Raw genomic sequence first — 11696 nt, 5'->3', positions numbered from 1 at the left:
GTAATGGACTGCATTTCTTTATTCTTTTTTTGGAAAATGCGAAGCTTTCTTTTCGAGTTTAAAAATACAATTTTTTTCAAAACCGGCATCGATTCTTTTGGGTTGATACACAAAATGATGTTTCTCTAATAACGCAATAGAGGGCAGATTATTTCGATGTGTAAAGGCTTCGATGGTTTTTATATTCAGCCTGTCAAAGCCAAATTGAATTACTGCTTGCAGTGCTTCGCTCATATAGCCTTTTTGTTGGTACTTGGATTTTAACTGATACCCAATTTCTGCATAATGGGCATTCAATACAATTCGATGCAAAACAATGCTACCAACCACCTTTGTGTCGAGCCAGATCAACCAAAATATTCGATTGTTTGTTTTGTAAAGACGGTTGCAGTTTTGAATAAAATCACTTGCTTCTTCTAGATTTTGCATTTTTTTGGTAGCAACATATCGGTTGAGATCTTCACTGGAACGCAATGCGAAGACGGATTCTGTATCTTCATGAGTCGCTTCTTTCAAGCTGAGCCGAGCTGTTTTGATTCTCGGAAAAGTTGTGAAATCAAATTCCATTAGGGCAAACTGACTTTTTTGTTGACACTCCATGCTAGTGGGCGATCGTTAAATAAAGCCTTGGTTTGTGCCCAAACGCTTGTAAAAAGTTCCGAATTTCTATAGGCCTCTAAATCTTCCTCGTCATCCCAATACGAATAGGTGAAAAAGATTTCTGGAGTATGTTTGTCTTGATACAATTCTAACAGAGTACAGCCTTTAGATGCTCTAATGAGGGCTTTTTTTTCTTCAAAAATTTTCTGAAATGTAGAGATATGCTTTGCGTGAAAACTCATTTTTACAATTCTGACAAACATCGATTCTTAAGTTAAAGGAGTAAATTCGGATTTTTCTTCGTTGTAGAACTCAATAATAATTGGGTCTCTATACTCCAATCCCAATAGGGTAGAAGCCCCACCAACTGTATTCAAATTACTCCGATATAAAGCGATTTCTAGGTAACCTGCAGAATTGAAAATTGCTAATTTACTGCCATCAAAATTAAGATCTTCAGAAGAATTTCCTTTAATTTCATTGTACTTGCTGTAAATTTTTTCAAAAGAATATCGGGTTGCAGTAATTTTAAATTTTCTGCCTTTCCCAACTTCTTGAAACATTTTTTGTTTGATGTTGGTAATTACATTTCCATAATTATCAATATAAATGACTCCACCAATAATTTGAGTTTGTGCTTGATTTACTTTTGGCTGAATTTCAATTAATTTTTTATAGGTTTTAATCTCTTTTCCAATCACAGTTAAATTTCCTCCTCGTGCTATAAAACAGGCAACTTGCACAAAAACATCCAAAACAGGGAAACTGCTTTCAATCCGATCATGAATATTGATTTCTACAATTTTTGTAGGATTGATTTCAGAAGCAATCATAGAGATCAATCCGTTGTCGGGGCATACAAAAAAATGATTGTCCAATTCTAAAGCAATGTGTTTGTTAGAGTCGCTCAATTCAGAGTCAACGCCAATAATATGGATGGTTCCTTCGGGAAAACTTTTGTAAGAATTTTTTAAAATATACGCCGTTTCGGTAATGTTGAATGGAGAAATTTCGTGTGTGATATCAACAATTTTAGCATTTTCTAGCTCAGAATAAATTGCACCTTTTACAGCCCCAACAAAGTGATCTTTTGTACCGAAATCTGTAGTTAAAGTGATAAACGACATTGAAAAATTTGCTGTTAATGAATTGTGTAAAAGTTGTTCACTATTTTACGCAAATCTAATCAATTTACTAATTTTAATTACTATTTTTAGTTGAATAATTCGAACACACTTTTTCTAAAAAAAAAATAAAACATTTGAACGAAAGAATCATTACGTTAACAGAAATTGACCCTAAAGATTTTTTTGGGGCACACAACAGTACCGTCGAGCAATTGAAAAGATATTTTCCAAAAATTAAATTAGTTGCTAGGGGAGCACAGCTAAAAATTTATGGAGAATCTGCGTTGTTAGATGAATTTGAAAGTCGCTTAGAACAACTGATCAAATACTTTCATCGCTATAATAAGTTAGATGAAAATAGCATTGACCGTATTTTGACTTCCAACGGGAAAGAAGAAAAATTGGCAGCTGCTTTCAATGCCAAGGATGTTTTGCTACATGGGGTGAGCGGTCGACTGATTAAGCCACAGACTGCAAATCAGCGGAAAATGGTTTCACTCATTCAAAAAAACGATATGCTATTTGCTGTGGGCCCTGCTGGAACTGGAAAAACTTACACTGCCGTAGCAATTGCTGTAAAGGCATTGAAAGAAAAGGAGGTTCGAAAAATTATTTTGACCAGACCCGCTGTAGAATCGGGTGAGAATTTAGGGTTTTTGCCTTGGGATTTAAAGGAAAAACTAGACCCTTATATGCAGCCTTTGTATGACGCTTTGCGAGACATGATTCCTCATGAAAGGTTGCAATCACACTTAGAAAAAGGTGTGATTCAAATTGCTCCTTTGGCTTTTATGAGGGGAAGAACCCTCGACAATGCTTTTGTGATTTTAGACGAAGCCCAAAATACCACTCACAATCAAATGAAAATGTTTTTGACTCGTATGGGAAAGAACGCTAAGTTCATCATTAATGGAGATCCTGGACAAATCGATTTACCCAGAAAACAAGTTTCAGGATTGAAAGAATCTCTTTTGGCATTGAAAGACATTAAAGGCATTGCACAAGTTTATTTAGATGACAATGATGTTGTTCGACACCCATTGGTGAAAAGAATTATATCGGCCTATCAATCCATTGAAACTACTTAATTGAAAGCGCCAGTTTTTGCTGACTAGCTCCATTATTTTGAATACAAAGTGGGGCTAATTTTATAAAATGATCCCTTCAGAAAATAGGCTTTATTTTAGAGGCATTTCAATGGAATTTTTAACGGAGTGCTTTCTATTTTAGAATTAAAGACTATTTTTGTCGCAAAAAAATCGCACAACATCACAATTCATGAATACAATCAACGATACCAACTTTCAATTTCCCAAACAAAAAAAGGTTTATAAAGGGAAAGTAAGAGAAGTTTATACTATTGATGATCGCCTTTTAGTAATGATCGCCTCAGATAGACTTTCAGCATTCGATGTCATTCTTCCCCGTCAAATTCCGTTCAAAGGGCAAATTTTAAATCAAATTGCAACCAAAATGTTGCATGATACAGCAGATATCGTTCCCAATTGGCTGCTAGCAACACCAGATGAAAATGTCGCTATTGGTCATTTATGCGAGCCCTTTAAGGTAGAAATGGTCATTCGTGGATACATGTCGGGACATGCAGCCAGAGAATACAAGGCAGGAAAACGAGTTCTTTGTGGAGTCGTTATGCCAGAAGGCCTTCAGGAAAACGATCCATTTCCTACTCCCATTATTACCCCATCAACCAAAGCAGATAATGGAGATCATGATGAAGACATCACCCGAGAAGCCATCTTAGCCAATGGAATTGTTTCTGAGGAAGACTATTTGGTCTTGGAGGATTACACTCGGAAATTGTTTCAAAGAGGTACCGAAATTGCGGCCTCACGAGGTTTGATCTTGGTGGATACCAAATATGAATTTGGAAAAACTAAAGAAGGAAAAATTGTGTTGATTGACGAAATTCATACTCCTGATTCATCTCGGTATTTTTATGCAGACGGATATGCAGAGCGCCAAGCAAATAAGAGCTCCCAAAAACAACTCTCTAAAGAGTTTGTACGTCAGTGGTTAATTGAAAACGGTTTTCAAGGACAAGAAGGACAAGCTATTCCTGAAATGTCGGATGCAAAAATTACCGAAATTTCGAATCGCTATATTGAATTGTACGAACAAATTACAGGTGAAGCTTTTGTCAAAGCATCGACCGAGAACGTTTTAGATAGAATTGAACAAAATGTGACTGCATTTTTAAAGTCTCATTAATTATAAATAGTAGCAATCAGCAGGGGAACTCACAAGAAGAATGAGTTTTGTGGCTTTCCCCTTCAGTATTAAACAGCAACCCATGATTATAGAACCAAGAACAAGAGGATTTATTTGTTTGACATCACACCCAATAGGATGTGCTCAAAATGTTAAAAATCAGATTGAATATGTAACTTCAAAAGGAAAAATTGACGGTGCCAAAAAAGTATTGGTCATTGGTTCATCAACCGGTTTTGGACTAGCTTCTAGAATTACCAGTGCCTTTGGTTCGGATGCAGCAACCATAGGAGTGTTCTTCGATAAGCCAGCAAGTCCTAACCGACCAGCGTCTCCAGGTTTTTACAATACAGCTGCATTTGAACAAGAAGCCCACAAAGCAGGTTTGTATGCAAAAAGTATCAACGGAGATGCCTTTTCGAACGAAATTAAGGAGCAAGTAGTCAACTTGATCAAAGAAGATTTAGGACAAATTGATTTGATTATTTATAGTTTGGCGTCCCCAGTTCGAACTCACCCAAACACAGGAGAACGTTTCAAGTCGGTTTTAAAACCTATAGGTGAGGTTTTTACCAACAAGACAGTAGATTTCCATACAGGAGAGGTCTCTGAAATTTCAATCAATCCTGCTGAGGGAGATGATATTGAAAATACCGTAACGGTTATGGGAGGTGAAGATTGGAAAATGTGGATGGATGCTTTGAAAGAAGCAAACGTTTTGGCAGATGGAGTACAAACGGTTGCCTATTCGTATATCGGTCCAGAAGTTACAAAACCTGTTTATAGAAATGGAACCATTGGTGCTGCCAAAGACGATTTGGAAGCAAAGGCATTTATTATTGCCAACGATTTAAAAGCACTCAATGGAAATGCATATGTATCGGTGAACAAAGCCTTAGTTACTCAAGCTAGTTCAGCAATTCCAGTAATTCCATTGTACATTTCTTTATTGTACAAAACCATGAAAGAAGAGGGTGTTCATGAAGGATGTATCGAACAAATTCAGCGATTGTATAGTCAGCGGTTGTTTGGTGGTGATTTGTCATTAGACAGCAAAGGAAGAATTCGAATTGATGATTTGGAGATGCGTGAAGATATTCAAACCAAAGTGGTTCAGCTTTGGGAATCAGCGACTACAGAAAATCTTGCTTCAATTGGAGACTTGGAAGGGTATAGTACTGATTTTTACAACTTATTTGGTTTTAAAGTACCGGGTGTAGACTATGATCAAGAAGTTGATGAAATGGTTTCAGTACCTAGTATTCAAGAATAATGTTTTAAAGTAGATTTGATATAAAAAGGCTGTTTGACCAGAAGTAGTGGGATATGTGTTTTCGGATCCTAGTTTACTGTAAATCAATTTGTTTTTGAACCCAGAACGAGTTTAGTTTGATGAGACAAAACTTTTTCGGACACTCTCTAATTTTATTCTCTTCGAAACGACCGACAATGAAAGCAGTTCCTTTAAAAAAACTAAAAGACGAGTTATCACACAAATCAGCCAATGAATTGATGGTGCTCTGCTTGCATTTGTCAAAATTTAAAAAAGAAAATAAAGAATTACTTACGTATTTGATGTTTGAATCTCATGACGAAGCCTCTTATATTGAAAGTGTTAAAAGTCAGATGGACCTTCTTTTTGATGAGATCAATACCAAAAATTTCTTTTATATCCGAAAAAGTGCTCGTAAAATATTGACCTTGATTAAAAAGTATATTCGGTATTCAAAAAAGAAAGAAACAGAAGCAGAGTTGCTAATTTATTATTGTCGAAAATTAAAAAATTTTTCTCCTTCCATCAAAAAGAGTTCCCGTTTGTTGAATGTATATCAAACTCAACTGAGGATGATTAAGAAAGCAGTTGGAACCTTACATGAAGACTTGCAATATGATTATCAACATGAAATTGAAAATTTAGAAATTCCCTCATAACCTATGGATGCCAGAAAAGACTTACGCCCCGTTTTGCCAACAATTGAAGAAACTGATAAATGTAGTGTTGAGGAAAAGTTTCAAAACGAAACTTTACGACAAATCATAAAATTGCAACATTATCTTTTGATTGCTCTTTTTAAAACCTATGCATTTACTAGAAAAACCGACTTACAGACAACTAGTGAACAACGAATCAAGAGATTTATTGAAAGTGCCTTGTCCAAAGACCTAGCCTTTAAAAATAGGTTGATCGGAGTCATTATCGGTCAATTTACAATGGAAGAACTTGAGATTTATAAAGAAAATTCATCAGAATTCAACAAACGGATCCTCGCCATTCTTAAAAAACGACTGAAAGACAGTCTCTCTGAATTGGTCCCAAAAGCGTCGATTCTTTAAAAAGAATGGTCTTTAAGGCACTCAGTCAGTTTTAAAAATTTCTATTCAACTTATTGTGAAATCCTATAGGGAGCTGATTCTTACCGCAATTCGTTTGTTGTAATCTAGAGATATTTCAATAAAATTCGAAGGCTCACCAATCCAATCAAAATTGCAGTTGCTTTTTTCAACTGTATGGGAGTCAAAAGGCTGTTGCTGATACGGATTCCAATTTGTCCTCCCACTAAAACCGTTGTAAGTAGAACAATGGTCAAGTTCCAATCAATATAAAAATCTGGGTGCTGATATTGACCTAATAGACCTGCAATCGAATTTGCTAAAATAAAGAAACTGGCAGTTGCAGCAATTTTTTTTGGAGTTTCCCAATGGGTTAGGTGGAGTAGAGGGGCTAAAAAGATGCCTCCTCCAATACCCACCATTCCAGAAATAAAACCTACAAGCCCTCCGTAGCTCGAACTTTTCACCCAGCTTAGAGGTTTTGTGTTTTTTGTGGAGGATAGATACCGTTTGGAAATCCACATAGAAATGGCTGCAAAAAGCAATGTAATTCCTAATAAAACAAAAAAGAGCTGTTGATTGATGGCAAGTTTTCCTCCAAGATATGCCAATGGAACACTGCAAAGCACCAAGGGAAATATTTTTTTCCAAGGGAATGCTTTTTGCTGATGTAGGATGAATAGGTTTCCTGAAACGACTATAATATTACACAACAAGGCAGTTGCTCTTATTTGTGTGAAGGCAATTCCTGTAAAAGCTAAAATGGCCAAATAACTAGATCCTCCCCCAAATCCAACAGAAGAATACAAAATCGCTACTGAGAAAAATATGAGAATAAGATGCCAATGATTTAGAATTGATTCAAAAAGAAGTAAATAATTCATAAAACAAATATAATTTTATATTTTTAGACTTTATTACCTGCCCAAAAAAATATTATGAGTAATTATCACATTAAACATTTGGAAGAGTATCTTCAAGTGTATCGAAAATCGATCAATCATCCTGAAAAATTTTGGGAAGAGCTAGCTGAAGAAAATTTTGTTTGGCGCAAAAAATGGGATTCTGTCTTGGAATGGGATTTTGAAAAACCAGACGTAAAATGGTTTCAAGGAGCAAAGCTTAACATAACAGAGAATTGTATTGATCGGCATTTGCTTACTCGTGGAGAAAAAACTGCGCTTTTATTTGAACCCAATGATCCAAATGAACCCGCAGAGCATATTACATACAACCAACTTTCTGTTCGGGTCAATCAATTTGCAAATGTTTTAAAGTCCAAAGGGATTCAAAAAGGAGATCGTGTATGTGTTTATTTACCCATGATTCCAGAACTGTCTATCGCTGTTTTGGCATGTGCCAGAATTGGTGCCATTCACTCTGTTGTGTTTGCCGGATTTTCATCTACCGCTTTGGCAACAAGAATAAATGATGCCGATTGCAAGATGGTCATCACCTCAGACGGGGCTTATCGTGGAAATAAAACCATCGACTTAAAAGGAATTGTTGATGAAGGCTTGGAAAAATGTACCACTGTAGATTCTGTGTTGGTCGTGAAGCGAATTCACTCTGAAATTCAGATGAAGTCTGGGCGTGATTTTTGGGTTCAACCTCTTTTGGACAAAGCCGCTACCGTGTGTCCTATAGAAATTATGGATGCTGAAGACCCCCTTTTTATTTTATACACTTCAGGTTCAACAGGAATGCCTAAAGGGATGGTGCATACCACCGCTGGCTATATGGTCTATACGGCTTATACTTTTAAAAATGCATTTCAATACAAAGAAAATGATGTCTACTGGTGTACTGCAGATATTGGTTGGATCACAGGACATTCCTATATTGTATATGGTCCTCTGGCCAATGGAGCTACCTCGGTCATTTTTGAAGGGGTTCCGAGTTATCCTGATTTTGGGCGTTTTTGGGAAGTAGTTCAAAAACACAAGGTCAACCAATTTTATACAGCTCCGACTGCTATTAGAGCGTTGGCAAAATATGGAACTGATTTTGTAGATCGATACGATTTGTCTTCACTGAAGGTATTAGGATCTGTAGGTGAACCGATAAATGAAGAAGCATGGCACTGGTACAACGATAATGTTGGAAAGAAGAAAAGTCCCATTATTGATACTTGGTGGCAAACTGAAACAGGCGGCATGATGATTACTCCAATTCCTTACATTACTCCGACAAAACCGACCTATGCAACGTTGCCTTTTATTGGCATTCAACCTTGTTTAATGGATGAAAATGGAAATGAATTGAAGGGAGGTCAAGCAGAAGGAAGACTTTGTATTAAGTTTCCTTGGCCAAGTATTGCTAGAACCATTTGGGGAAACCACCAACGTTATAAAGAAACTTATTTTTCAGCATACAAAAATAACTATTTTACGGGTGACGGTGCTTTGCGAGATGAGGTTGGGTATTACAGAATTACGGGTAGGGTAGACGATGTCGTTATTGTTTCGGGACACAATTTGGGAACAGCGCCTATCGAAGATGCGATTAACGAACACCCAAAAGTAGTAGAATCGGCCATTGTTGGTTTTCCACACGATATCAAAGGAAGTGCATTGTATGGATATGTAATCTTAAAAGATACAGGTCAAGAGCGAGATCCCGATAATTTACGAAAGGAGATTAATCAAATCATCACAGAGCATATTGGACCTATTGCAAAATTAGACAAAATTCAGTTTACCGAAGGCTTACCAAAAACCCGTTCAGGGAAAATTATGCGTCGAATTTTACGAAAAATCGCAGCCAATGAAATGGAGAGTATCGGAGATATTTCTACCTTGTTGAATCCAGAAGTGGTAGAGAGTATTATTGAAAATAGATTGTAAATAAATTGGGGAGTGCCGATTCCATTAGGCCTCAAGATGAAATCCTTTCAAATAAATTTCGTCATGTACAGAACAATAATAATCATGAAACCTCGGGAGCAACACGTTTTCGAGGTTTTTCGTATCTTTTAAGATGGAAAGGTCAAAAAGTTCAATAGCATCTACTTCCTCTTTTTGAATTGATAAACTAGAGAGTGGAATTTTTAATTCCGCAATAAAGACATGATGAAACTCATTGTCAAGAATTCCATTTTCATGTGCAACTTGATGTTTTCTTGTTCCGATCTTGATCAAATCGTTTTGATGAATCTCTAAGCCAATTTCCTCAAAAATTTCTCTTTGTGCAGAGTTCAATATCGATTCTCCAGCTCCAATATGACCAGCGACAGAAATGTCCCACAGACCTGGAAAAACTTTTTTGTGGCTGCCTCTTTTTTGAAGTAGAATTTTTTTATCGGCAGTGTAGAACCAAATATGAACGGTAGCATGAAACCAACCATGAGCGTGTGCTTCCGATTTTAGCGCTGTTGTACCCGTTGGAATTCCTTCGGGAGTTAAAATATCAATAAGCTCGTCCATGGTAAAAAAAAACAGGACTTCCACAAATGCTCATTATATAATGGAGTGAGAATTTGTGGAACTCATGTCATTAAATTAATTATTTGAAATATGAAAAGGTTTCTCCGTCTTCAATTTTTAATAAGGTTTCGTAGATCATTTTAATTACATTTTCAACATCATCTCGATGTACCATTTCAACTGTGGTGTGCATGTATCTTAGTGGCAAAGAAATCAAGGCAGAAGCAACACCTCCATTGCTATAGGCAAAAGCATCGGTATCAGTTCCTGTGGCTCTAGACAATGCAGAACGTTGAAAAGGAATCTTATTAGCTGTCGCAGTTTCTGTAATTAAATCGCGTAATTTTTGTTGTACCGCAGGCGCATAGGCAATTACAGGACCTTTTCCTAATTCTAAATGTCCAGCTACCTTTACATCAATCATTGGTGTTGTGGTGTCATGGGTTACATCGGTAACGATGGCAACATCTGGCTGAATTCTGTGAGTGATCATTTCTGCCCCACGCAACCCAATTTCTTCTTGTACGGAATTGGTAATATACAATCCAAAAGGCAGTACTTTGTTGTTTTCTTTTAAAAGACGTGCTACTTCGGCAATCATAAATCCGCCCATTCTGTTGTCCAAAGCTCTACAAACAAATTTGTCACCATTTAAAATGTGAAATTCATCGGGATAGGTAATAACACATCCTATATGAACCCCCAAAGCTTCTACTTCCTTTTTGCTTGCACAACCCGTATCAATAAAAATATTTTCTGGTTTTGGTGCTTCCTCATTTGCTTTATTTCGTGTGTGTATTGCAGGCCATCCAAACACTCCTTTTACGATTCCTTTATCGGTATGAATGTTTACAATTTTACTCGGTGCAATTTGATGATCCGAACCACCATTTCGAATCACATAAATCAATCCGTTGTCAGAGATATAGTTGACATACCAAGAAATTTCATCTGCATGTCCTTCAATAACCACTTTGTATTTTGCCGCTGGATTGATGACGCCTACTGCAGTTCCGTAAGTATCGGTAATAAATTCATCTACATAAGGTGTAAGATATTCCATCCAAATTTTTTGACCTTCCCATTCATAACCCGTTGGGGCTGCATTGTTTAGGTATTTTTCTAAAAATGAAATGGATTTTTTAGTCAATATTGATTTTTTTGCCATAGATAATTTTATAAAGTTAAATGTGAAATGGATTTGTTAAAAACAATTCGTTTTGAACAAGACCTATTTCTTCTGCGTAAAAATAATCGATTTTTAAGTTCTAATGAAAGAAAGATTAAAAACTTGTAATAAAAGTTATTGATTGTATAAGAATTCCAAATCGAGCATTGTGTATTAGCTGTCTATAAATAGTTACTATGAACTTTTTTGTATCCGAAACGAGTTCAGATTGATGAGGTAAAACCTTTTCGACAACCTCTTTTTGTTTTTATAAAACGAGTATATTTACACTTATTTTAAAACCTTTGGTAAAAAAACTCATATACATATTTATTTTATTCAGCTGGGGCTTCACTTTTTCACAAAAAAGAGAACAAGATTCCTTGCCAAAATCTCTGGATGAATATATTTTGGTGAAGCCCGGAGATACTGCGGTTATTAAATTGAATGAGTTTGTGCTTTTACCAAAAAGGAAGTTCAAATCTAATGAAGATATTCGATATTATTTTTGGTTCAAAAGTAAAGTGTTTAAGTCTTATCCCTTTGCAAAATTAGCAGCAACAAGGTTAGATTCACTAAATGCCCGACTTTCTAGAATTAAATCCAAGTCCAAGAGGAAGAGGTATACCCGAAAAATACAAGACTATGTAGAAGGAGAGTTTGCAGATCAAATCAAAAAGATGACAACTACTGAGGGAAGGATTTTGATAAAGTTGATTCATCGGCAAACAGGGAAAACCGCTTTTCACAATATCAAAGGATTGCGAAGTGGGTGGAATGCATTTTGGTATAATACCACCGCCAATATTTTTAAAC

General features: G+C 36.2%; 13 protein-coding genes (1 of these 13 running past the window's edge). 7 read left to right on the top strand and 6 right to left on the bottom strand.

Translation table 11 applies throughout. The features are described from left to right. Positions 1–18: 18 nt before the first annotated feature. Genes RRF69_RS01235 through RRF69_RS01225 form a run of 3 tightly spaced genes read right to left on the bottom strand, consistent with a single transcriptional unit; the run spans position 19 to position 1727 of the window. Positions 19–567 (bottom strand): GNAT family N-acetyltransferase, encoded by a 549-nt coding sequence (locus tag RRF69_RS01235; RefSeq protein ID WP_316940181.1) that lies wholly within the window; start codon positions 565–567, stop codon positions 19–21. Continuing rightward, positions 567–863, bottom strand: a complete 297-nt coding sequence (locus RRF69_RS01230) for an antibiotic biosynthesis monooxygenase family protein (protein ID WP_316940180.1) — start codon at positions 861–863, stop codon at positions 567–569. Before RRF69_RS01230 ends, RRF69_RS01235 begins: the two co-directional genes overlap by 1 nt. A 6-nt stretch (positions 864–869) precedes the next feature. Then, positions 870–1727, bottom strand: a complete 858-nt coding sequence (locus RRF69_RS01225; RefSeq protein WP_316940179.1) for an SAM-dependent chlorinase/fluorinase — start codon at positions 1725–1727, stop codon at positions 870–872. 134 nt (positions 1728–1861) lie between these two features. Here RRF69_RS01225 and RRF69_RS01220 point away from each other — a divergent pair, with 134 nt between their 5' ends. The 5 genes from RRF69_RS01220 (at position 1862) to RRF69_RS01200 (ending at position 6290) form a co-directional block, all read left to right on the top strand. Further along, positions 1862–2815, top strand: a complete 954-nt coding sequence (locus RRF69_RS01220; RefSeq protein WP_316940178.1) for a PhoH family protein — start codon at positions 1862–1864, stop codon at positions 2813–2815. A gap of 190 nt (positions 2816–3005) precedes the next feature. After that, positions 3006–3956 carry a phosphoribosylaminoimidazolesuccinocarboxamide synthase gene (locus tag RRF69_RS01215; RefSeq protein ID WP_316940176.1) on the top strand — a complete coding sequence of 317 codons (951 nt, stop codon included), beginning with the start codon at positions 3006–3008 and terminating at the stop codon, positions 3954–3956. A gap of 82 nt (positions 3957–4038) precedes the next feature. Further along, positions 4039–5229: an enoyl-ACP reductase FabV gene (fabV, locus tag RRF69_RS01210; RefSeq protein ID WP_316940175.1), complete on the top strand. Its 1191-nt coding sequence runs from the start codon at positions 4039–4041 to the stop codon at positions 5227–5229. A gap of 176 nt (positions 5230–5405) precedes the next feature. Continuing rightward, positions 5406–5888: a hypothetical protein gene (locus RRF69_RS01205; protein WP_316940174.1), complete on the top strand. Its 483-nt coding sequence runs from the start codon at positions 5406–5408 to the stop codon at positions 5886–5888. 3 nt (positions 5889–5891) lie between these two features. Further along, positions 5892–6290, top strand: a complete 399-nt coding sequence (locus tag RRF69_RS01200) for a glyoxalase (RefSeq protein WP_316940173.1) — start codon at positions 5892–5894, stop codon at positions 6288–6290. 104 nt (positions 6291–6394) lie between these two features. Here the strand turns inward: RRF69_RS01200 and RRF69_RS01195 are convergent, their stop codons facing one another. After that, positions 6395–7171, bottom strand: a complete 777-nt coding sequence (locus tag RRF69_RS01195) for a sulfite exporter TauE/SafE family protein (protein ID WP_316940172.1) — start codon at positions 7169–7171, stop codon at positions 6395–6397. Between the two features lie 54 nt (positions 7172–7225). Between RRF69_RS01195 and acs the strand changes: the two genes are divergently transcribed. After that, the gene (gene acs, locus RRF69_RS01190) at positions 7226–9133 is read left to right on the top strand and encodes an acetate--CoA ligase (protein WP_316940171.1); all 1908 of its coding nucleotides are present in this window, start codon (positions 7226–7228) and stop codon (positions 9131–9133) included. A 24-nt stretch (positions 9134–9157) separates the two neighbouring features. Here acs and RRF69_RS01185 read toward each other — a convergent pair whose 3' ends face one another. Continuing rightward, positions 9158–9712 carry an NUDIX hydrolase gene (locus RRF69_RS01185; RefSeq protein WP_410479471.1) on the bottom strand — a complete coding sequence of 185 codons (555 nt, stop codon included), beginning with the start codon at positions 9710–9712 and terminating at the stop codon, positions 9158–9160. A 79-nt stretch (positions 9713–9791) separates the two neighbouring features. After that, complete coding sequence (locus tag RRF69_RS01180; RefSeq protein ID WP_316940169.1) at positions 9792–10880, bottom strand: M42 family metallopeptidase; 1089 nt, start codon at positions 10878–10880, stop codon at positions 9792–9794. 383 nt (positions 10881–11263) lie between these two features. Between RRF69_RS01180 and RRF69_RS01175 the strand changes: the two genes are divergently transcribed. Continuing rightward, on the top strand, positions 11264–11696 hold the 5' portion of the coding sequence (locus RRF69_RS01175; RefSeq protein WP_316940168.1) for a DUF4294 domain-containing protein. It continues 233 nt past the right edge of the window; 433 of the gene's 666 nt are visible here — the first part of the coding sequence; its start codon is at positions 11264–11266; its stop codon lies beyond the right edge, outside the window.

The sequence above is a fragment of the Polaribacter sp. HL-MS24 genome, from assembly GCF_032758595.1.
GTDB lineage: Bacteria > Bacteroidota > Bacteroidia > Flavobacteriales > Flavobacteriaceae > Polaribacter.
Note: the sequence above shows the minus strand (reverse complement) of the source record. Positions and strands in the feature narration are given on the sequence as shown.